32 protein-coding genes and 2 pseudogenes are annotated in these 21136 nt (G+C 37.4%); 18 read left to right on the top strand and 16 right to left on the bottom strand.

The features are described from left to right. Positions 1–50 precede the first annotated feature (50 nt). Positions 51–554 (top strand): pentapeptide repeat-containing protein, encoded by a 504-nt coding sequence (locus tag MHI22_RS02985; protein WP_340810991.1) that lies wholly within the window; start codon positions 51–53, stop codon positions 552–554. Positions 555–1062: 508 nt separating this feature from the next. Here MHI22_RS02985 and MHI22_RS02980 read toward each other — a convergent pair. From MHI22_RS02980 to MHI22_RS02965, 4 genes are all read right to left on the bottom strand, one after another. Then, complete coding sequence (locus MHI22_RS02980; protein WP_340810990.1) at positions 1063–1827, bottom strand: class I SAM-dependent methyltransferase; 765 nt, start codon at positions 1825–1827, stop codon at positions 1063–1065. 156 nt (positions 1828–1983) lie between these two features. Next, complete coding sequence (locus MHI22_RS02975) at positions 1984–2493, bottom strand: MepB family protein (RefSeq protein ID WP_271913210.1); 510 nt, start codon at positions 2491–2493, stop codon at positions 1984–1986. A 132-nt stretch (positions 2494–2625) separates the two neighbouring features. Continuing rightward, positions 2626–2889, bottom strand: coding sequence for a hypothetical protein (locus MHI22_RS02970; RefSeq protein WP_271913208.1), 264 nt, complete (start codon positions 2887–2889; stop codon positions 2626–2628). Between the two features lie 116 nt (positions 2890–3005). Continuing rightward, positions 3006–3461, bottom strand: a complete 456-nt coding sequence (locus MHI22_RS02965; protein WP_271913207.1) for a hypothetical protein — start codon at positions 3459–3461, stop codon at positions 3006–3008. Between the two features lie 446 nt (positions 3462–3907). Between MHI22_RS02965 and MHI22_RS02960 the strand changes: the two genes are divergently transcribed. Both MHI22_RS02960 and MHI22_RS02955 read left to right on the top strand, forming a co-directional pair. Further along, positions 3908–4726 (top strand): MerR family transcriptional regulator, encoded by an 819-nt coding sequence (locus MHI22_RS02960; RefSeq protein ID WP_271913206.1) that lies wholly within the window; start codon positions 3908–3910, stop codon positions 4724–4726. Positions 4727–4747: 21 nt separating this feature from the next. Then, positions 4748–5932, top strand: coding sequence for an MFS transporter (locus MHI22_RS02955; protein ID WP_340810988.1), 1185 nt, complete (start codon positions 4748–4750; stop codon positions 5930–5932). A 112-nt stretch (positions 5933–6044) separates the two neighbouring features. Here MHI22_RS02955 and MHI22_RS02950 read toward each other — a convergent pair whose 3' ends face one another. Beyond that, positions 6045–6419 carry a cytidine deaminase gene (locus MHI22_RS02950; RefSeq protein ID WP_340810986.1) on the bottom strand — a complete coding sequence of 125 codons (375 nt, stop codon included), beginning with the start codon at positions 6417–6419 and terminating at the stop codon, positions 6045–6047. Positions 6420–6530: 111 nt separating this feature from the next. Here MHI22_RS02950 and MHI22_RS02945 point away from each other — a divergent pair, with 111 nt between their 5' ends. Then, positions 6531–6704 carry a hypothetical protein gene (locus MHI22_RS02945; RefSeq protein ID WP_271913203.1) on the top strand — a complete coding sequence of 58 codons (174 nt, stop codon included), beginning with the start codon at positions 6531–6533 and terminating at the stop codon, positions 6702–6704. Between the two features lie 34 nt (positions 6705–6738). Here MHI22_RS02945 and MHI22_RS02940 read toward each other — a convergent pair whose 3' ends face one another. Then, positions 6739–6966: an NUDIX domain-containing protein gene (locus MHI22_RS02940; RefSeq protein WP_271913201.1), complete on the bottom strand. Its 228-nt coding sequence runs from the start codon at positions 6964–6966 to the stop codon at positions 6739–6741. 170 nt (positions 6967–7136) lie between these two features. Here MHI22_RS02940 and MHI22_RS02935 point away from each other — a divergent pair, with 170 nt between their 5' ends. The 5 genes from MHI22_RS02935 (at position 7137) to MHI22_RS02915 (ending at position 9252) form a co-directional block, all read left to right on the top strand. After that, positions 7137–7340 (top strand): hypothetical protein, encoded by a 204-nt coding sequence (locus MHI22_RS02935; protein WP_271913199.1) that lies wholly within the window; start codon positions 7137–7139, stop codon positions 7338–7340. 133 nt (positions 7341–7473) lie between these two features. Continuing rightward, positions 7474–7671 (top strand): hypothetical protein, encoded by a 198-nt coding sequence (locus MHI22_RS02930; protein ID WP_271913198.1) that lies wholly within the window; start codon positions 7474–7476, stop codon positions 7669–7671. A 105-nt stretch (positions 7672–7776) separates the two neighbouring features. Further along, positions 7777–7965 (top strand): hypothetical protein, encoded by a 189-nt coding sequence (locus tag MHI22_RS02925; RefSeq protein WP_271913197.1) that lies wholly within the window; start codon positions 7777–7779, stop codon positions 7963–7965. A gap of 78 nt (positions 7966–8043) precedes the next feature. Further along, positions 8044–8655, top strand: coding sequence for a DUF7010 family protein (locus tag MHI22_RS02920; protein WP_340810983.1), 612 nt, complete (start codon positions 8044–8046; stop codon positions 8653–8655). Between the two features lie 129 nt (positions 8656–8784). Beyond that, positions 8785–9252, top strand: a complete 468-nt coding sequence (locus MHI22_RS02915; RefSeq protein ID WP_340810982.1) for a DinB family protein — start codon at positions 8785–8787, stop codon at positions 9250–9252. A 266-nt stretch (positions 9253–9518) separates the two neighbouring features. Here the strand turns inward: MHI22_RS02915 and MHI22_RS02910 are convergent, their stop codons facing one another. Continuing rightward, positions 9519–9731 carry a hypothetical protein gene (locus tag MHI22_RS02910; protein ID WP_271913191.1) on the bottom strand — a complete coding sequence of 71 codons (213 nt, stop codon included), beginning with the start codon at positions 9729–9731 and terminating at the stop codon, positions 9519–9521. A gap of 192 nt (positions 9732–9923) precedes the next feature. Between MHI22_RS02910 and MHI22_RS02905 the strand changes: the two genes are divergently transcribed. The 3 genes and pseudogenes from MHI22_RS02905 to MHI22_RS02895 all read left to right on the top strand — a co-directional run. Further along, the gene (locus MHI22_RS02905) at positions 9924–10796 is read left to right on the top strand and encodes a DMT family transporter (protein ID WP_340810981.1); all 873 of its coding nucleotides are present in this window, start codon (positions 9924–9926) and stop codon (positions 10794–10796) included. A 97-nt stretch (positions 10797–10893) separates the two neighbouring features. Then, positions 10894–11118 (top strand): hypothetical protein, encoded by a 225-nt coding sequence (locus tag MHI22_RS02900; RefSeq protein WP_058843081.1) that lies wholly within the window; start codon positions 10894–10896, stop codon positions 11116–11118. A 38-nt stretch (positions 11119–11156) separates the two neighbouring features. Continuing rightward, a pseudogene (locus MHI22_RS02895) lies at positions 11157–11228 on the top strand (DinB family protein); the annotation flags it as partial. A 312-nt stretch (positions 11229–11540) separates the two neighbouring features. Here MHI22_RS02895 and MHI22_RS02890 read toward each other — a convergent pair. The 6 genes from MHI22_RS02890 to MHI22_RS02865 all read right to left on the bottom strand — a co-directional run bounded on the left by MHI22_RS02890 (position 11541) and on the right by MHI22_RS02865 (position 14889). Next, a complete protein-coding gene (locus MHI22_RS02890) occupies positions 11541–11750 on the bottom strand; it encodes a hypothetical protein (protein WP_089932275.1) in 210 nt (69 codons plus the stop codon). 22 nt (positions 11751–11772) lie between these two features. Then, positions 11773–12324, bottom strand: a complete 552-nt coding sequence (locus tag MHI22_RS02885) for a DUF1697 domain-containing protein (protein WP_036122698.1) — start codon at positions 12322–12324, stop codon at positions 11773–11775. Between the two features lie 94 nt (positions 12325–12418). Continuing rightward, a complete protein-coding gene (locus tag MHI22_RS02880; protein WP_340810980.1) occupies positions 12419–13456 on the bottom strand; it encodes a threonine aldolase family protein in 1038 nt (345 codons plus the stop codon). A gap of 532 nt (positions 13457–13988) precedes the next feature. Beyond that, on the bottom strand, positions 13989–14207 hold the full coding sequence (locus MHI22_RS02875; RefSeq protein ID WP_080717073.1) for a hypothetical protein: 219 nt from the start codon (positions 14205–14207) through the stop codon (positions 13989–13991). A 185-nt stretch (positions 14208–14392) separates the two neighbouring features. Next, positions 14393–14575: a hypothetical protein gene (locus MHI22_RS02870; RefSeq protein ID WP_230593830.1), complete on the bottom strand. Its 183-nt coding sequence runs from the start codon at positions 14573–14575 to the stop codon at positions 14393–14395. A 71-nt stretch (positions 14576–14646) separates the two neighbouring features. Beyond that, positions 14647–14889, bottom strand: a complete 243-nt coding sequence (locus MHI22_RS02865; RefSeq protein WP_180957795.1) for a hypothetical protein — start codon at positions 14887–14889, stop codon at positions 14647–14649. Positions 14890–15036: 147 nt separating this feature from the next. On the opposite strand from MHI22_RS02865, the gene MHI22_RS02860 reads away from it, so the two are divergent. The 5 genes and pseudogenes from MHI22_RS02860 (at position 15037) to MHI22_RS02840 (ending at position 17929) form a co-directional block, all read left to right on the top strand. Further along, positions 15037–15657 carry a hypothetical protein gene (locus MHI22_RS02860; protein ID WP_271913563.1) on the top strand — a complete coding sequence of 207 codons (621 nt, stop codon included), beginning with the start codon at positions 15037–15039 and terminating at the stop codon, positions 15655–15657. A 151-nt stretch (positions 15658–15808) separates the two neighbouring features. Further along, positions 15809–16516 (top strand): DNA alkylation repair protein, encoded by a 708-nt coding sequence (locus tag MHI22_RS02855; RefSeq protein WP_340810979.1) that lies wholly within the window; start codon positions 15809–15811, stop codon positions 16514–16516. A 105-nt stretch (positions 16517–16621) separates the two neighbouring features. Beyond that, positions 16622–16777: a hypothetical protein gene (locus MHI22_RS02850; RefSeq protein ID WP_340810978.1), complete on the top strand. Its 156-nt coding sequence runs from the start codon at positions 16622–16624 to the stop codon at positions 16775–16777. Between the two features lie 5 nt (positions 16778–16782). Beyond that, positions 16783–16881, top strand: a pseudogene (locus MHI22_RS02845) (DUF2975 domain-containing protein); the annotation flags it as partial. Positions 16882–17338: 457 nt separating this feature from the next. Next, a complete protein-coding gene (locus tag MHI22_RS02840) occupies positions 17339–17929 on the top strand; it encodes a copper amine oxidase N-terminal domain-containing protein (protein WP_058843076.1) in 591 nt (196 codons plus the stop codon). A 40-nt stretch (positions 17930–17969) separates the two neighbouring features. Here the strand turns inward: MHI22_RS02840 and MHI22_RS02835 are convergent, their stop codons facing one another. Continuing rightward, positions 17970–18254 (bottom strand): hypothetical protein, encoded by a 285-nt coding sequence (locus tag MHI22_RS02835; RefSeq protein ID WP_036122715.1) that lies wholly within the window; start codon positions 18252–18254, stop codon positions 17970–17972. 106 nt (positions 18255–18360) lie between these two features. Then, positions 18361–19137 carry an N-acetylmuramoyl-L-alanine amidase gene (locus tag MHI22_RS02830; RefSeq protein ID WP_036122718.1) on the bottom strand — a complete coding sequence of 259 codons (777 nt, stop codon included), beginning with the start codon at positions 19135–19137 and terminating at the stop codon, positions 18361–18363. A 362-nt stretch (positions 19138–19499) separates the two neighbouring features. Here MHI22_RS02830 and MHI22_RS02825 point away from each other — a divergent pair, with 362 nt between their 5' ends. After that, a complete protein-coding gene (locus MHI22_RS02825; RefSeq protein ID WP_340810977.1) occupies positions 19500–19988 on the top strand; it encodes an aminoglycoside phosphotransferase family protein in 489 nt (162 codons plus the stop codon). Between the two features lie 322 nt (positions 19989–20310). Here the strand turns inward: MHI22_RS02825 and MHI22_RS02820 are convergent, their stop codons facing one another. Then, positions 20311–21132: a DnaD domain protein gene (locus MHI22_RS02820; protein ID WP_036122725.1), complete on the bottom strand. Its 822-nt coding sequence runs from the start codon at positions 21130–21132 to the stop codon at positions 20311–20313. Positions 21133–21136: the final 4 nt, after the last annotated feature.

The following is a 21136-nucleotide window of genomic DNA, read 5'->3' as shown; positions in this document are numbered from 1 at the left end:
TATACTAAATAGGAAAATCTTTTTATTTTACATTTGAAGGGTGTGCTGATATGTCATTCAGTTTCCAAATTACATCACCAAAAATACCTACTAATCTTAAAAAGGCAAATTTTCAGGATATTTTTTATGATGAAGAACCGTATTTAACAAATGGCATGATTGCTGATACGGTCATTGATCACGAAGAAGTTGAACGATTCATTGTATCTAAAGTTATGTTTAAAAATGTCACATTCATCAATTGTACCTTTAAAAAAATTGATCTAACGGATGTCATTTTTGAAAACTGTGATTTGTCTAACTCAAACTTAAGTGAAGGCATCATTCATAGAGTGGCTTTTAAAAACTGTAAATTATTAGGGTTGAATTTTACTGAAGCTAATCTTGGCAATGTTTCATTTGAAAATTGTATTGCAAATTTATGCAATTTCCCTGAAGTACGTTTCAAACAAGTATTATTTGATAACACCTCCCTACAGGGTGCAAATTATTATGATTGTTTACTAAATAAAGTGGCGTTTCATGAAAGTGATTTTTTAAAAGACTGCAAGTAACGCCTGAAAGTTTAAATGGCTGTGAAGTATCTTCTGAACAAGCGATTGGCTTTGCTTCATTACTAGGATTGAAGGTTAAATACTAGTTTAAATACTTAAAAGTTCAGGAAAAAAATGGAGCGCTTATCCTTATTCATGGATAGCGCTCACTACTTTTTCAGTTCTATCCTGCACTTTTAGAAGTCTTTCCTCCTATTTGAGGGCTATCCTCCACTTTGAGCGTTCTATCCGTTACTTTTTTAGTTTTATCCGCTACTTTTTTAATTCTATCCTGCACTTTCGGAATTCTATCCTTCTATTTAGGGCTATCCTCCACTTTGAACGTTTTATCCGCTATTTTTTTAGTTCTATCCTGCACTTTTAGAATTCTTTCCTGCTATTTGAGGGCCATCCTCTAAAGTGTTCATTCATTCAATTCACCTGCTATCCTTATTAATTAGGCGACCAATCGGAAAGAAACCGACTGCTAAGCCTTCTGCTGTCGTGGTTACTTCTCCTTCGATTGTCTTTATTTAAAAGCTAAAATCGTAAATTCCCATGGGATATTTTCATTTTTCCAACCACGATGCTCATCAAATTTCTTTAATTTGAAACCCGATGTGATGACAGCATTTATTATCTCACTAAGTGTATAAAATCGTATAGATACATCAGGAAAGTCCTGTTGTTCATGCTCATCAAAGAAATGCTTATACGCTACGTCTCCATTTTGTAATTCTTGGTCAAAATAACCTTGTTGGATTTGATATTGGCATTCAGCGTTAGGCCCTTTAACTATACATCTTCTTAAAGGATGAAAATCACTGAGAATCATTTCCCCACCATCTTTTAGTAAAGAAAACAGAATCAACATAAATTTATCAATATCATTAAAATAGTGCAATATGCCACCTTCCAAATAGATCATATCAAAATGACATCGATACTTTGTTAAGTCAATTTCATCAATATCAGTGACAATATAATGAATAGAGGTATTTGCATGCTCTGCTAATTCCAAGGCATATTTTTGGTTTTCTGCTGAAATATCAAATACGGTTACTTCAGCACCTAATAATGCTAATGGTACTGCTTTTCTGCCATTTGAACCGCAAATATTGGCAATCTTCTTTCCTTCAATATGTTCAAAGTATTGTTTGTGCTTTTTCAGACATGCGCTAGGGTTTTCTAATATATGAATAGCCAAATCCTTTGGAGTGCCGTTACTTTTATGCCAAAATTCATATGCTCGATATTCCCACGCCTTTTTATTTTTTATGCTTTGTTCATTCATCTTCAGTAAGATTCCTCCTAAGTAGAGCGCTGATAAGTTTTTAATATTCGATGATCCTACACCTACATTTATCCATGCTACAGGATGACGTCTGATTATAGAAGAAGCGACAACATTTCCCCTCGAAATGAATGACACAGTTAAAAATATCTAATTTTAGAGGGCGTATAATTTTAATAGCTCATGGATTGATAAACGAGTAGTAGCGTCCACTTTAACAAAATACGGTGATTGCCACTTTTTAGTTGCGATTGCCTGTTTGCTGGTGGGCGTATCCCAACTTGGGTAAACTCTAATAGCCATTTTCCCCTTTGTATTAGCCGTTTTAAGGATGTTTTGTTGTAAAAGAACTTCTTTTGGAAATACAAATTGGCCAAAATCACCATTAGTATGAAAAGTGTTTATTACCAGTAAATCAGTGGCGTTCTCATATGAAAATGCTTGGTTTTTATTAGCAGCATCCTTTTCCCAAAAGGAAACAAACTGTCCTACCTTGGTAGGCGTTATTTTTGCGACTCTAAATCTAACAGATTTCGAATCCAACTGAAAAATCCCAGCCCCGTAATAAGCATTTTGAGTTTCCTCTTGGATGTTTTTTATAGTCAAATGATGAGGTTCATAAAGTAATTCATTTACATATGTTAACGCTTTATTAAATTCATTCATAGTTTTACTCCCTATCTTATACGACGAATACCAGTATATCATCTGCGGACTTGTTACTGTAATAGCTTTAAACCATTAGTCTCTTCATTTTGATTTACTAACCAAAGCTGTATATAAAAGGATATGACATAATTAATTCATTTCTTCTGTTAAAAATCTTTCTCCAAAAGTTGTCATTATGACTTTAGATAGATCGACAGAGTAAACTCTTTCATCGTTATATGTATCATCATCGTCAAACCAATAAATTGTAACATCAGCAATATATGCTCTATCATGCATATACTCAATAAGATCTGCCCACATGTCTATATTAAAATTGTAATCTGTATGAACAGGTATATTGCCATTTTTGAGTTCATTTAAGATTTTAAGTATTATTTCTTTGTTTTCCATTAACAGCATCACCTTCCGAAATCCCCAAAGCCGTGTGGTACGATTATTGCTTTATGATTGTTAATCAGGATAAACGCTCATCGCTTTCTGCTCAAAGAAAAATTAGTTTTTGATTTTCATATCCCCATGTGATAGATATAATAATTGCCCTCAGACAGTTGTTTAGATATTGAACTCATTTTTTCAAATTTGGCTATCGCATAGTCTCTATCGAAACGCAGTAATTCATCCTCAGAGTAATCATGGTAATAAATCATTTTGAGGATTTCTTCTGGACCATTTTTTAATAAATCACACCAAGCAGTGAAAATCGAAATAAGGGAAGTTGCCGAATGTTCATCAAATAGGGTGACACCAATGTTATTAAAGCCTATGTGTTGAGGCATTCCAGGCAAGCTTGGGTTCCTGCATGGAATCCATGTAAGCGAATCAAAAATATAATCAACGATGTTGTCTTCAAGTCCAATGTATGCAACAATTAAATCTTTGTATTGCTCTATGTCTCTCCAAAAATATTCAAAAAACTCTTCATCTTGTGTTTCAGTCTTTTTTATTAAATAAAAATCATGCATAAATACCCTCCATATAAATTAAAATCACCCAATGGAATTAATAACCATTTTATCATATCATGTTCAGTCAATTTGTATTAAATATTTTTCTTCGCTAAAGTAGTTTGCTTCGTTATTTGAATGAAATATAGCCCCCCAAACCATCGTTTGATAGCCTATGTTAAAAATTATGGTCTCCTTGTGAAATCACTATTACTTAAGATTTTTAAAATGTAGTTTGATTGATTTACATTGATTCAAAATGATGCGAATGTGCTACTAAGGGTTGAAGGTTCTTTAGGAAAACTGGACTTTTCGCAAAATCGGCTTACAGGGACAGAGCCTTACTACATTTTATTGAAGTAAGGCTCCTTAAAGTTGTTTAAAAAATTCCTTTTGCACACTTGACTTTCCCCTGCACAGGAAACTGTATACTTACATTAAGTTATTAGATTGGAGATGATATTGTGTTTAAAATCAGTGAATTTTCTAGGCTAAGCAAAGTATCCTTAAAAACATTGCGCTATTATGATCAGATTGGCCTTTTAAAGCCGAGAAAGGTGGACGATGACACTGGCTACCGATACTATTCAGCAGACCAGTTACTTGAGCTCAATCGAATCTTTCTCTATAAGGAATTGGGGTTCACCTTGCCACAGATTATACGTTTGCTCCACGAAGATATTTCGTTGAAGGATATTCAAGGGATGTTTAAGCTGAAAAAAAGTGAAATCCAACTGGTTATCGATACGGAACAAGCCAAGCTCGCACGGATTGAAGAGCGTATGCAGCTTTTAGAACGAGAGGGACAAGTGGAATCAGATCAAGAAATCCGAATCAAGGCAGAAGGTGTTCAGCAGTTCCTTTCATTGAAAGCACGTGGGAGAGAAGAAGATATTCCAGACCTGTTTCGTACATTTAATCAATTATTAAAAAAGGAAATGCGCCATTTGGCTCAAAGTCCCCAGGTCGTTTTATGGAAAGAAATAGAGGAAAAAGAAGATGAGTTTGAATTTGAAGTCGGTTATTTTTTAACCAAGGAGCTTCCATCATTCCCTGATACATTTCAACTACGGACGCTTCCTCCAGAGCCGATGATGGCCACAATGACCTTTCGTTCGGATTCTAACTTTGCCTGTACGGCCTGTGTTGATTTAGCTAACTGGATTGTGAAAAATAACTATCAGATCAAGGAAAACGAACCAGGTAGAGAAATATATTTACCATTATCTACAACACAAAACGTCCAATTAATGGAAATACAAATACCTATTACAAATAGATAGCTGAAAGAAGAGTGAATTGAGTTGAAAAATAATCTAATTATCTATGTTCTATCGCTTGTTGTTTTTCTAATCGGAACCGTTGAGTACATTATTACAGGCGTTATTGAAATGATTGCAGTAGACTTTGGAGTAACAATTTCAGAAGCTGGGTTATTAGTGACATTATTTGCCCTAGCCGCAGCCATTTTCGCTCCAATTCTCATTGCGCTCACCATAAATATGGATCGCAAAAAGTTGCTTATGGCTACCGTTAGTGTGTTTATTGTTAGCAACGGGCTAATGTTTATAAGCTCTACGTTTGAATTCGCACTATGGATACGAATTATTCAAGGAGTTAGCGGAGGAATCGCTACAGTGGTAGCCATGGCAGTAGCTACTCGACTAGTTGAAAAAGAACGAAGAGGCCGTGCTATCGGCATAATTTTGATGGGCCTAAGCAGTTCGCTTGTGCTGGGTGTTCCAATTGGCACATTTTTTAGCGAAATGTTTGGATGGAGAGTTTTATTTATGTTGATCGGTTTATTAACCATTCTTCCATTGCTTATCCTCTATAAAAAAGTTCCAGTAATCAAGGAAGAAGAAGCCGTTACCCTCCGGTCGCAGCTTTCCATTTTAAAAGATTCAAAAATTCTAACTGCACTGGCTATTACTTTATTTTATGTAGGTGGCTACGCTACCCTATTTACTTATATAACGCCTTTCTTGCAAGCCACATCCACTCTTTCTATAACCGAAATTAGCGGCATTCTATTTCTGGCTGGAATCTGTAGCTTCCTTGGATCAAGAATGGGTGGGCAATTGGCTGATGCAAAGGGTTCGCATTTCACCATTTATTTTGGCTTGCTGCTACAAGCAACAACGCTCCTCTTATTTGCATTAGCTGGTATCAATCTCTTTGTATTGATCTTAGTTTTAATGATTTTTATGGTAGCAACATGGAGTATTTCCCCAGCCCAGCAGCTCCTTCTTGTCACGCTAGTACCTCGAAATCCAGACATAGCCCTAAGCATAAATACCTCCTTTATCCAATTCGGTTTTGCGCTAGGGTCTGCATTAGGTGGATTTGTCATCGGCCATACCTCTGTCCTAAACTTGAATTCGGTAGGTTTTGGCATTGTAAGCATGGCTTTATTCCTTGCTATCTTGCTATTCAAAAAAATGAATAGTAGGACTGAAACTCCTTTTATGACTAAAGTAAAATATTAAATGTTTTTATCCTACCTTTATATTGAAAATCGGCATATTCAATATAAAGGTAGTTTTTCTAATCCATTCACACTTTCAGCTCTTTGCAATGCCTTCCTTTGTATCAACATCCTCATGCCCAACGAATAGGAAGTAAATCACCTATCGTCAAGATCTTATTCTCTCCTATCATTACTTCGCATTGATAGTCATCATCATGAATTTGACAAATAAACTCTCTACATCTTCCGCACGATGGTATGATTGTTCCATCCTTGTAAACTGCAATGATTCCTTTTATTTTACATTCACCATCCGTAATCATCGCTGCTATCGCTTCGTGTTCTGCACAAAATCCCATAGAGCAAGGCATATCGAAACACACCCCTTTATACCTTACCATTTTCGCATAAAATGGCAGCAGCAACAGAACCTGCATAAGATTTTTTGAAATTTGTTTTGGATTTAAAGCACCTTTTGCTATAGTATATAATTCTTCAAATTCCATCATTTCCATCCCCTTATTAAACTAATTTTTTCTGTTTAATTAGATGATCTAGCTTACTGTTAATTTATCTGACTCCATCATATACTTAAGTAACGAAAAGGAGGCTAAAAAATGAAACATCAACCTTTGCACCCATGGCAAAAAGAACATCATAAACGAGTAAAAGATTTCCATAAAAATCATTCGTTAGCAATAGAAAATGGCGAGAATGGCAATGGGTTGTTAGCTAAGTGGGAAAGATTTTTCTACAATAAGGGAAAAACTCTTTTTAAAGCTGCCAAATAATTAGCTGTTCTTTTGGACAGCTCTTTTTTTGATTTTAAATCTCTTTTTTGCATAATCGCCTTAAAGTGTTCAGTAAAGAATTCTTGACCCTAACGATTACGCCTAATTCTTCTAATGCTTCTCTCCTTGCAGTATCTTCAGGTTTTTCATTATTCTCCATTCCACCGCCTGGAAAAACATAATAAACGGTACCATCTCTTTCCCTTCTAATAAGTGCAACCATTTTATTTTCAATTATTACAACCGAACTTCTATCTCTCATGCTTATAACCTTCTTTCAAATTTCCTAACAATTAATTGTCCTATTAATTCCTTTTTATTTACTGTAATCCTCAGATTGTGCAGTAAATGCATCATTCCATATTTTCATATATTACCCAATTATATTGTCCTTATATAGGTAATTACCTATATATCAGGAGTTGTTATGCAATGAAAACAATGTCTACACTTGGATGGATCATATTTATTTTTGGCATTACTTTGCTTATAAGCGGAGTGGGAAGATTATCTGGTTTCTTTGAATATGATTCAGTTATTCCAAATAAATTTGTTGCACTAATATACATTTCTATGGGCTTTTTTGTCATGTTCATTTCTTTCTTTGTGAAACCCAAAAAAGAAAAAGTTTCATAGTTTTACCAATCAATATCTTTCAAGCATGTTCCTTATATTGTGCAGCAATCAAACAGAACCATATTTTTAAATATTCCCTAATAATGTTATCATTTTGTAAGTTATTAACCTAAATATCCGGAGTTGTTATGCAATGAAAACACATTCTAAAATTGGACATATCATATTTGTTTTAGGCATCTTATCGCTTTCAATCGGATCAGCGAGATTAACTGGTGCCCTAGAATACAATAGATTTATTTCAAATAAATCTATTGCAGTACTATTCATTGCCATGGGGGTTTCTGTTATGTTCATTTCATTCTTTGTAAAACCTCAAAAAGATAAATAACTTTACATAACATTATCTTTCCAATATTCAATAATAATGGTTTTACACCCTTAGTCATGTTAACCTTAAAGTGTGATGTGATTTACATAAATTGGAGGTGTACAAATGGTTGTTAATTTACGTTTCTATATACAAGTGGTTTCAACCATTTTCATTATGATCTTTGTCTTCATGAATTTTTTAGGGCATTGGACCGCAGACAGATTCGTTCAAATTATATTTTTCTTTGGTATGGTATTCGCGGCTTTCAGTGTCGGTATGGAAACGGAGAAAAAGCTAAAAAATAGAAGCTGATTAGGCGAGCTAATCGGCTTTTTTATGTTCAATCTTTTTCAGCATAGCTCCTTTCAAAAACTCCATGTCAAATCATATATGGTAAAAATAGATAATTACTGGTATATTATAGGTTGTATTTATTTCATGAAAGGTGGTGCGTTGATGGATAAAACGCTGGAAGATTTACAAAGAGAAATGATCGTTGAAGTTAAAAAAGGATTCCCTATTTTACTTTCTGGTGCCGTTGTTTTTTTACTTTTCACCCTAATGCCCTTAGTTTTGCCAATAGAAGTTGTACGTTTAATTTGGATATTTGGCTTAGGAGCTATTTTTCCCATCGGCTTCTTCATTAGTAAAATTCTTGGTGTTAATTTAAACGCTACTGGTAACCCTTTAGGGACGTTAGGAGGAATCGTTGCCGCTCCTCAAGCTTTTTACATACCTGTATTTATCATTGTGTATATGAACATACCTGAATTCCTTCCCTTCACAATTGGTTTACTTGCAGGCGCTCATTTTCTACCTTACATATGGATTTATAAAAGTAAAGCTTATTTATTTGTGACTTTAGGCGTTTGTTTTTCTGCTCTGATTTTAGGTGGCTTCTTTGTCGATCAAGCTTACACACTTGTACCTTTAGCAATCTCTATCGTGTATGGAATGGGCGTTCTTTTGATTCTAAGAGAACTTAAAGTCAATCCGATTTAATCACCTTTCTCTAGGTGATTTTTTTGGACACTATCTATCGTTTAATTATTCCAGACCTCCTTCAACCTGAGAAATAAAGTATTCATTTTCTACCCCTTGTTTGTCCCTTTACAATAAACGTATTCATAAATGAAAGGATGGATGGATTTGCTGTTTCCATATCGGAATGATCTTAGAAAAACATTAATACCTTACCTAAACACACTTGATGAGGCATTTTGGTTTAAAAAGTCAGATTTTTATCCAAATAATATAGCATGGGTTATTTTGCATTTATCAAGTAGTGAAGACTATTGGGTGAATGAAATTGGACTTAAAAAACCTTGTATGTTAAACCTTCACGATGATTGTTCGCCGAAGGAAATACTAGATAGCTATATTGAAATTAGAAATTATACGGATAATATTCTACATACATTGGACAATTCGCAACTCAATCAATTAGTTGAAGTTCCTAAATTTTCCGATGGTTGGACACCACCCTCCGTACCTACACTTAACTGGTTGTTTCATCATGTATACTCGCATGAAGCTTACCATATTGGGCAAATCTCCGTTATCGCGCACCTTAATGGATTGCCAAAGCCATTATTTTAATAAAGGGAAAGCAAGGAAAAGAACAACTTCTTTAAATGGAGGAACAGTAATTTGAAAAAATTTCGTGGGAAAAAGCGTCCTTTTACTCCAGATATTCTTGAGCAAGTTGCTGATTTTGATAGATGGTCATACCCAGCTTCATATTTTTCAAAGCCCATTTTTACATAAATACGGTTCATTTTCTGTTGTAATGATTAACTGATTACAGGATACCTCTCCTCATTGGACGATCATATCCTCTAGGAGTAAATGAGCCTTGATAAGCTTTATGTACAACCACACTGTAAATGGCGGCATAAAATACTCCATCTGGCCAAGCCCACTGTTTTTCCATCCACCATAGTGAATACTTGATATGTACTTACATTGAAAACTTGTTTGATAATCTGTTCATCATGTTTCTTCCATCCAACAGATTGGTAAACCTCCTTTATTATTGGTAAATCCTTCTCTCCCATCGCGTATTGAAGTAATACCATTATCATCCACCTCCCCTAGGAAAACGATGGATAGTCTATTATACTTAATAAAAATGACTTGGGGATGGTGGGATTATTATGATGTTTGCTCCATTATTTGAACAGGACGTACCAGCAATCCTTCTTCCTTAACGGTAGAAGCGCTTTTTCTCCGTTAAGGGCATAGGTATCTATGAAAACGGAGGAAAAAACATGAGAAATAAAGGTATCGGCGCCATCTTTTTATCGCTTGCTGCAAGTATTTGGGGCGCCATGTATGTAGTAGTTAAAGTAGTGGTGGAGGTTGTGCCACCATTGGAGCTTGTTTGGATTCGTTATTTGATTGCGGTGATTGCACTCGGTATTATCGGCATCGTGATGAAGCAATCTTGGACAATCGCTAAAAAAGATTGGTTGATTATTTTTCTTGTTGGTCTCATCGGAAATACGATTTCGATTGTCACGCAAGAAATGGGGACAATGCTCTCCACTGCTCAAATGGGAGCGATGATTACTGCTACAACCCCTGCTTTTATGGTTGTCTTCGCTCGTTTTATTTTGCAGGAAAACATTACGATTAAAAAATGCTTGTCCATCGTCCTCGCGACCATTGGCGTTGGGATCATTGTGGGCAACGCCCAAATCGATATTACACAGCAATTAGGTGGATTCTACTTACTAGTCGCTGCTTTAACATGGGCCTTCATGTCGGCATTAGTAAAAAAAGTGCCTAGCCACTACTCACAAATTGTCGTGACAACCTATTCATCTATAGTAGCTGTGATTTTGTTGACACCTTTTATCCTGCCAAGATTAAAGGATTTGGCGCTAACAACTATTTTGCAGCCAACGATTTCAGGCGGCTTGCTTTACTTAGGCATTGTTTCTACAGCGGGTGGCTTTTTATTGTGGAATAAAGGGCTTCAATTAATGAATGCGTCAAGTGGCGGCTTATTTTTCTTCTTCCAGCCCATTGTCGGCACATTTTTAGGCTGGCTCTTATTAAGAGAGACGATAGGACTGTCCTTTTGGCTAGGCTCCCTGTTCATATTGAGTGGTGTTTTTATCGTCATTCGAGATGAATAAATGGACGTGCGTTTCTATTTTATATAGAGACGCACTTTTTATGTTGACATCTGGACGCTACCTTAGCTAGTCATGTTGACAATTGTAGGCTCATATATTGCAAAAGCCTAAAGGAGCTGATACTGTGATTACCTTTTTCGATAACTTAAAGGAACTCGCTTTGTTAGTCATATTAATTGCCAGTATGGTATATCGTCGACAGCTAAAATTAACGAAATGGCAAAGAACACTAACAATTGGTGAATGGACCATGTATATCATGCTTTCGATTGCCTTGCCTCTTTATGCGGTACTTTATATTGCTTTTATTTTGGGCACATAGCAAAATAAAACATCCTATGCTATTTTGGGGAGGATTTTATGTTTCAGACAATGGACCATTTTTTACATTCTTGGACATGTGAAGCTGCTGCTACACAAAAATTGCTTGATTAGCTGACGGTTGAATCGCTTCAGCAAACCATAACATCTTTGGTCGCATTGCTTGGAGGAGATTACTGCACATCGAGTCCTATTTTTATAAAACGTTCAAGTGATGATGAAGCAGTAATTGCATAAATTGATTTAGACTTAAACATTTCTATACAGGAAATAAAGAGTTATGCTATAATACATGAGAATACTCAAAGGGTATCAACCAATTCTGAACTGTAGCGATTAACTTCGCTGCAGGTTTTTTTATATGTTGACGAGTTGAAAAAAAGAGAGCAATCATTTAAAAGAAAATGAAAGGGCTCTCTTGTTTTATGTTTCTTTATCTTTTTTCCCCCATTGATAGGGCTTATTTGACCAATTCCACATGAGAATCAACAGATAGATGAAGAACATTAGGCCGATCATCATCATGACATTTTCTCCCCATGTAATCGATTCTTGTTTTCTCCATTGATTGATCGTTCTCACAATGAAATAAGCACAAGGATAGATAAAATAACTTATTTGGTCTCGTCTCAATCTTACACCTCTATTATCCGTCTTACTGGTCAATCATCGTCACAAGCTTGTTCATCGTTTTCCAATTGCGCACCGTTGCAGGTATCTCCAGCTTGTGTAGCTGTTGACCCAGCTTGGCATTGCGGATGCTCTCGTAAAATAACAGATAAACGTCTCTGCCCTTGATGAGACAACGCTCTTTTTCACTTTCGTAGGCTAATAACTTCGCACCATTCACTTCAGTGGGTGCAACTGGTAGCATGGCGACATGGAGACTTTCCCCTGTAGCTGTGGTACTTGCCTCAGCCATATCTTGCTCTGAAAACGGACAATTATGGACGATTGATTGCAGTTCTTCGGCTGTTCTGATTATCACGATACTCGTGATATGGAAAACTGTTTGAATGGTTGCTTGTATTTGCTGTTGTAGGTATACCTCAGACTCACTTGATTCAAACAGGATATTGCCGCTTTGAATATATGTCCGAATGTTTTGTAATCCCAGCGGTATAAGCGCTTCTCTTAATTCAGCCATTTTCAATTTATTGTGTCCACCTACATTAATGCCTCTTAAAAATGCTATATATTTCGTCATGCCATTCCACCTTTCCTTTCATCCTCTAGTATAGCAACCTCTAAGGAATAATAGGAAAAAACTGCACCCTTTTATTCCAGGTGCAGTTCACTGATTAGGCTAATTGGTGAATGTCCTCTATCAAGCGATCTACTTGTTCCTTTTTTGTGGCCCAGCTTGTGCAAAAGCGCACAACGGTATAGTTGTCATCAAAGGTTTCCCAAGTAGAGAAGGAATATTTCTCAGCCAAAGCCGTCAGCATGTCGTTTGGTAAAATCGGAAACTGCTGATTGGTTTTCGAATCATAGCGCAATGCAAAGCCTTTGTCGATAAACGCCTGTCGAATTAGCATCGCCATGTCTACAGCATGATGAGAAATAGCCATATAAAGGTCTTCTTCAAATAGGGTTTCAAACTGAATGCCTAATAAACGCCCCTTAGCAAGCAGCCCTCCTCTTTGCTTCATCATGTAGCGAAAATCCCTTTGATACGCAGGATTCACTATTACGACCGCTTCGCCAAATAATGCGCCCATTTTCGTGCCACCAATATAAAAAACATCACAAAGCTTCGCAATCTCTGCTAAGGATAAATCGCTATCTTGCGCTACAAGCCCGTATCCTAGTCGCGCCCCATCTAAAAATAGCGGTAAGCCACATTCTCGACAAACCTCACTTAAAGCCGTTAATTCCGCCTTGCTATACGTCGTGCCATTTTCTGTAGGATGAGATATGTACACTAAGCCCGGCTGCACCATATGCTCATGCGTGCTATCCTGCCAATGAGCCTCATAGCATGCTTTCACCTGTGCCGCCGTTATTTTGCCATCCTCGCTCGGCAATGTCAGCACTTTATGACCAGTGGCTTCAATTGCACCTGTTTCATGCACCGCAATATGTCCCGTATGCGCGGCAATGACTCCCTGATAAGGACGCAAAATAGACGAGATAACAATTGTATTCGTTTGCGTACCACCGACTAAAAAGTGAATATCTGCTTGTTCTGCTGCAATCGCTTTTTTAATATAAGCTCTAGCTGTTTCCGAATGCTTATCCATACCATAGCCAGGTGTTTGCTCCTCATTTGTCGTCACTAATCGTTGCAAAATCTGTGGATGTGCGCCTTCTGCATAATCATTTTCGAATCGTATCATATTGAGTCCCTCCAAAATTCTCTCTATCTATTACTCTATCTTACGCCATATTGCCCCATCTTCGCCATTTGTTTGTTCTTATGATAGGGTGATGCTTCTCATTATGATGTCCCTTTGTTCGTCCCAAATGAATCGTCATTTTATCAGCATTCACCGATGATTCTGCACAATTAATAGAGATTGTAGAAACAAATGCTCCGAATATTGACTATTTACTGGCTCCTCTATCATTCATACCGCGTCCTGTGTAAACATCAAGTACTCCTTTAGTACTATCGCTCCGAGTGTCAATTTGGCTAACTAGATGATTGATGCAGAAACAAGACATTTAAGATAACCTTACATATGAATAAAGCTGGAGACCAGTTTACTACCGGTTTCCAGCTTTTTCGTGGTGGATGCTTATGCTCCGATTTTGAGACGCTTCCTGACAATTCGGTTATTTTATAACACGCTTTTGGCTGCGTTTTCTTGTGATTTTGCCTTTGAGCGGAATTACAAGGAAATATAGCAAATTATCTAAACCATTCGTTCATTCTCCTGATGAGCCACATGAGGAATCGCTAGTGGACGCGCTATAATCAGCACAATGATGGCTTTCCTGTGAGGAAATCTGTGCATCATTTGTTAGAAAATCGTTTGTTGGGTGACTATGGTGTGATTGCTCGCTCGATTTATTGTACGGTTGATTGAGCATACTGACTATACCGACGACAACGATGATCCCAATAAACAAGATAAATAAAGTCATTTATATCAACTCCTCTCAACCATTTTATATATTATACCATTTATTGTTATTGTTTACAGTATACTATGGATTGTTTCTGGATTTCTTTTATTGCCAATGTGTTTTGTAGAAAGGTGGCATTGGTCTAGTGGACGTGAAATGAAAGATAAAATAACACCACAATCACGATGATTGTGGTGTCAGTATTATGATTGCGATTTACGTGTTGCAGATTTTTTCGACCGAGTACCTTCGTTCGAATTTTTCTTTTGCTCTTGTGTTAAAGCATTTTCTTCACGCACATCTAAATCATCTGGACTTAAATCTGTCGCTAATTCTGCCAACTCTGACTGACGTTTATATTGCTTGCCCTTCGACAAAATGATCACCTCCAAGTAGTCTTACATTGCCCTATTTGGTTTGATCTATTCCCAGTACAGTATGAAATGATTATTTCTAGCTAAACTAATTTCACTGTCTGCTGGTTCAAAAGATGGTCATACAGTTGCTCATATAATTTATGGTAGGTCGCAAGGCTATGCTGCTTGGTATAGTCAAAGTCCTTGTCAGAAACGAAATGATGTGCACAATTAAGAATCCATACGGTTTGCTCAAATTGACTATTCCTTTCATGTTCTTCAATGAGCATCGATAGAAGGTGTTCTTGGCGGTACATTTCTTTTATAGAATGTTGTTTTTTCATTGTAAAGATGTCAATTGTACGAGAAAGCGATGCCTAGTAGAATTCTTTTCATTGATAACTTTTAACACGCCAGAAAATCATATACAGTCCCCCTTTCCAATATAATCTATAACATGTCATTGATAAGGAAAGAAGGACGATGGAATGATGACGATTATCACAAAGCCATCCATTGGCTTAACCCAATTTACAGACTTCACGATGAAGGGAAGTACAGCCAAGACGAAGTTTGTGAAAGATATTAAATATCAGGGAGATTATCATCCAATTAAAGATTATTGGAAGGCATTACGCGATGGTTTAAAAAAATACCATGAACAGGGTTTGCCTGACAATTATTTACTCGATATGATCGATAATGCCCTCCCTGCACGTCAGAAAAATTATCAGGATGTCGTAAAAGCCTATTTAAAATTTTTAAAAAATAAAAATGTTCAATGGTTTGCACCAGGTAAGGCTAATTGGTATAGTGATGCATTAACGGTGCGTTCCAATCCAGAACTTGGTTTAATCATCGACGATATCCCCTACTTGATTAAGCTGTATTTCAAAGGTAAAAATGAGCGCATTGATAAATATAAATGCCAATCTGCCTTAACCCTCCTGAAAAACTCTCACTACGAAATAGAACACCCTGACACTATTAAACATGCCATTTTAAACGTGCAAAAAGGTCGCCTGCTGACTGAAGATCAATCGACGGACGATCATCGAATTGCGCTAGAATCCGATGCAGCCCAATTTATGTTTATATGGAATAGGCTCTAACCTCTTCAACCAAGCTAAATCTCCCAAAAGGCATTCATCTAACATAAAATCATTATTATTAGGCGATTTTATCTGTATCCTCCATGACAAATGAGTGTTTGTTATAGGATAATGGGCTTGTGTCTATTAAAGGTAAAGGAAGTGCTACTGGATGAATGCAGAAATGGTGATGCAGGAGCTAGAGGCTCTAGGCAAGGAACGGACGAAAAAAATGTATCTGTCAAATGGTGCTCAGGAGCCACTGTTTGGTGTGGCAACGGGAGCCATGAAGCCTATTGCGAAGAAAATCAAAATCAATCAAGCTCTAGCAGAAGAACTTTATGCTACAGGTAACTATGATGCGATGTATTTTGCAGGCGTTATTGCTGATCCCAAAGCAATGACTGTGGAAGATTTTGATCGTTGGATGGATGCGGCTTATTTTTATATGCTGTCTGATTATGTTGTAGCGGTCACGTTAGCGGAAGCCCCTATTGCACAGGAGGTTGCGGATGCATGGATTGCCAGCGGTGAGGAGCTAAGAATGTCAGCGGGCTGGAGCTGCTATTGCTGGCTTTTAGGAAATCGCAAGGATAGCGAATTTTCTATGAGCAAATTAGCCAACATGCTGGAAGTGGTAAAAAATACAATTCATGATGCACCAGCACGCACGAAATCTGCGATGAATAATTTTCTATACACAGTGGCCATTTCCTATGTACCACTTCATGAGCAAGCCATTGAAACGGCACAGGCAATTGGTCCAGTGGAAATGAAAAGAGACAACAAAAAAAACACTACGCTAAATGCTTATGAAACGATTCAAAAGGAAGTAGAGCGAGGCAGACTTGGTTTTAAACGAAAATATGTAAGATGTTAAACATCGTGTCTAATAAGACATCCCTCCCACAAGGATGGATGTCTTTTTTAGATAGAAAACAATGAATTTTAAAATCAAGGTACCGTAACCAGTGAGGTGCTTTGAATGAGACAGAAACAAAGGGCAACCATTTTCTTGAAAATTGGCACTATTCTGCTAGGTATTTCTGCTTTAGCTTTAGGGCTATGTTGGTTACTTGACATGGCTAATCGAGACGCAGTAGCACATCCCAAATCTGCTTATTTGTCCTATCTTTTTTAATCTATGTGTCTGCTCTATGTGTTCCCTACTACATTACGTTATATCGTCTCTTAATCAACACCGACCAGCATAAAGCGTTCTCGGCATCGTCTGTAAAGGCTTTGAGAACTATCAAATATTGTGCATTCACGATTGTTCTCTTTCTTGCACTGGCATTGCAGCATCTATCATCATGTTTACTGACAAGGAAGACATAACTGGCATTACGATTCGGCATAATCGCTTACGCTGCATCTACATTTTTTCGAGTTGCTCGAAAACCAGTGCCATCCGTCAGAGGCACAGGATATTGGTTTGCCATAAGACATGGGTTTCAACACCCGCTGAAGCAAAATAAATTGGCACTAACAACTTTTAATTGTTAGTGCCAATTTATCGCCTATACATGTCCTACTACTTCCGCTGTTTCGAAAGTTCTTCGTAAAAGGGCTTCATTTTATACGCCACATGCCTATTGCTCTAGTTCCCTCCAATTTTTACAACTATTTTACTATAAAAACATATCAAAATTTACTTTTTAACAGTATAATAATTACATATTTCAATAATAGGAGGGTATTTATGAAGAAATTGGTTTTATTAATGGCGATGTTTACATTATTTCTCGCTACAGCCTCTATTGCGGAAGCGCATCCTGGGCGTTTAGATGGCAATGGTGGGCATAATTGCTCGGACAAGTCCAAAGCGAAAGGGCTATGTTCAGGCTACCATTATCATAATGGAGGGTCCTCCTCAGGTGGTCAAAGCCAATCTACACCGACACCAAAAGCAACTACAGCCCCAGTGTTGACAAAAGTTGCTGTCTATTTAAATAATGTAAAGCAACATTACACGCCTGGCGCTTATATGAAAAATGGCACAACATTAGTGCCGATGAAGGCCATTTTTGAATCACTTGGAGCAACAGTTGCTTATGAAAGTGCAACGAAAAAAGTAACGGCAACAAAGGGCAGTAAAAAAATTGTGCTTGGTGTGGGGAATAAAATGGCTTATGTTGATGCAAATGGTACTACATCCACTATCGCCCTCAGCCATCCAGCTGAAATTTATCAAGGAACAACGATGGTCCCTCTAAGATTTGTTAGTCAAGCACTTGGTGCAAATGTAACATTTGATGAGGCAGCATTGATTGTTTATATCTCGACCAATTAATGGATAGGCTTTACAGCAGCATTCCTCAGGATGCTGTTTTTTATTGTTGCTTAAAGTCAAAGTCGTACTTCTTATTAATTTTCCCAGCAATGGTTTCTAAAAATGATGCCACTGTCATATTCTCGACTTCATTTGTATACCATGCTAGTTTCGCACCATAGTTCTTTTTATTATAATTCACTTCTAAAGGCCAGAAATTTTCCGTTTTATAAGTATAATCAAACTTCACATATAATTGTTTCCCCTCTGGACATTCCATTATCACCTTGTACAATGGTTTTTTTCTTTCTTGCTCGAATTTCACTTTTTTTATTTTCGTTAACATCAAAACCCCTCCTCTCTTCTACTACATTCGACAAAACTTTGAAAAAACCTTTATTTAATGAAAAAGGATAAAGCTCGCTTTTGCATGCAAGCTCTATCCTCCCCAGTTAATTCGCTATAAATTTATCGTAATAACGTTTAAGCATTGTCGCCATTTGTTCCCTCGTGAGAGCGCCTGCTGGATTCATGTTCTGACTGCCATCGCCTCGGATAATTCCTTCGTTAACGGCCCATTCCCATGCCTCTTTATGAGATGCTCCTACTTCCCTGCTTGCTTGTAGGCTAGCTTTTTCAGCTAATAAGCTTTTTAACATCGCAATTTCTTGTTTCAGCTCATTATATTGTGACACTGTTAATCCCTCCTCAAGTCCATTTTTAATATCTAGCTGGAACTGTGCTTCTGAAATCCCCATACTTTTTAAATAGGCAAAAGGATCTTTGTGTGTGGTACCTCCTAGATTTTCCGTAATCCATCGATGTGACTTAATGCCGTTACCATTGCCATCTAAAACAGTTGGGACTCCTGCCTCTATGGCAAGCTTACGTAACAGCCAAATATACGCTGCATAATCCTTTTTAAACTGTTCCTTATTAGCTGTCCGTGCCAGCTCCACCTGGGCATAGCTATATGGATTTCCTTTTGGACCACAGCCATATTGCACACGATTCACGGGGGCTACTTGTACGATTCGTCCACCACCGCCTACCCAGTGGGATACAAAAGCATTCGCTTTATTTCTATTCATATAGGCAATCTCGTTTTCCAATGCGTTTGGACCAGTATTGCTGCTATTACCTGATTCATGCGCCACCACATATTTTATAGCCGTGAGCGCTTGATTCGGTAACCCTGACATGATCTGTTTTTCAATAACATAACTCATACTACACCACCCTTTCCTATCATTTTTTCGTGAATGACAGCTATGTTATCCATTTCTACTATTTGTGATGTTCAGGGAAAAACGATAATTAATCAGAGGTATTCCTTACGGGGCTTAACAGGTTCTTTTCTTGCATACGACTATTGCTATCATTTCACCTCTCTTTCTGAGTGTGAATGATACAAAGACATTCACTTATAGTTAATAAATGCTCCCATACCAGTGATTTCTAGTTAATTGTGCTCTTTTACTATTTTTTATATATGATTTTTTTACCCCTTCCTACTATCCAAGACATTGACAAAGATTGCTTCCTATAGTATTTTGTATCTTCTAAAATATTGAAAGTGAGGGGATGACATGTGCGTATAGTAGATATATTTCAGCAATTACCAAGCTTAGATGGTTTTACGCAAATAACCGAAGTCCACAAAGGTTATTCTCCTGATACTAAGTATCTCGTAACTGTGGGAGAAACGCGCTTTTTTGTACGATTAGCAGATGTAGCGCATCGTGAAAAACGCAAAAATGAATTTATGTTGCTACAGGAATTAGAAAAACAGGGTGTAAAAACACATAAAGCGATTGACTATAAGGTGCTGCAAGAAGCCCATTTAACCGCAACGGTCGTTCGTTTTTTAGAAGGAATACCCGCGGATGATGTCATCCAGCAATTCACTGACTTTGAGCAATTCCATCTCGGTCTTGCTGCTGGGCAACAATTGAGAAAAATCCATCAAGTGAGTGCTCCGCCAATGCTCAATTGGGAGGCGACACAGCCCAAGAAATTCTCTGCTTATTGGAAGGCATACCAGCAAGGTTCCTATCACATACCACAGGAAGCAAAATGATGAAGCTTTATTGAGGCGCATCTGCCACTGCTAAAACATCGACCTGTGACCCTTCTCATGACTTTTATAATCTTGCCTTATTTAGTAGACGTCACAGCATCCCCTACTGCATCGGGCAAATCAATGGCTATTTTTCGGCTACTCCAGACGATACATTTTGGCAGCTTTATGCCTTATATGTGGCAATGACGGTCTTTTCCACCATTGTTTGGACACGCCAATATGACCCACGTTCTTTTGACGATGCGTTAGCAAGAATTCACTTGATATTACAGGATCATGATGACTTTTCATCAACCAAACCTTTATGGTATTCGGACGATTATATGCTCTCTAATAATGCTAATATTTTTTGACGTTCCGCTGCAAAATCCATTGTTGGCTGTTGATCACATAGTACTTCCTCTTCATGACGCTGATGAAACCACTTCGGAATGATTTCTTGACGTCTGTTAACTTGCTGTCGTGCCATCTGTTGCTTACGTGCTTGAAATCGCTGCTGCTCGATGGCTATATCTTCCATGCTTTTTATTTTTTTGCTATACCAATTTTGCAAAATCTTTTCTACATACCGCCAACGTAATACATTGTGTTCCACTGCTAGCTTCATCGCATGTATAACCATTTCCTCCGTAAAAATAGTGAGCCAATGATGAATTCTCTCACCAATATGGGCAGTTTGTGCACCAAAGCCTTGTTGCTCGTAAAAGTGATAGACAGAGGGTGCAGATTGTTTATCATCATCTATATTTTTTAGTAATTTATTATTTAGTAATTCATTATTTAGTAGTGTGGGCTTTTCCGTTTGTGGTGCTACCGTTGACGCATTTCCCGTTGACGGCATGGCAGCAAGTGCTGGAGCTTCATATACGAGAAACTCCACCTTACGAAACTTACCATCTTTTGTTCTCTCTTGAATTTTTTGAAGATAACCCGTCTGTATCAGTTCGTCTACAATTCGTGCAGTCGCTTCTCGTCCACATTTACTGCGGGTTGCTAAATCGGCAAGACTAAAAGACCAATCATCTGGTAAGGACAGCATATAAGCAAGCAGCCCCTTCGCCTTCCAGCTTAATTGATCATCATTTAAAAATCCCTTGTCCAAGACAACGAAATTCTCCTTTTTGGCTACTCTATAAATCATTATG

This window comes from Lysinibacillus sp. FSL L8-0312 (assembly GCF_038003285.1).
Classification (GTDB): Bacteria; Bacillota; Bacilli; order Bacillales_A; family Planococcaceae; genus Lysinibacillus; species Lysinibacillus fusiformis_D.
The sequence above is the reverse complement of the archived record's forward strand: the minus strand, read 5'-3'. Positions and strand labels throughout refer to the sequence as shown.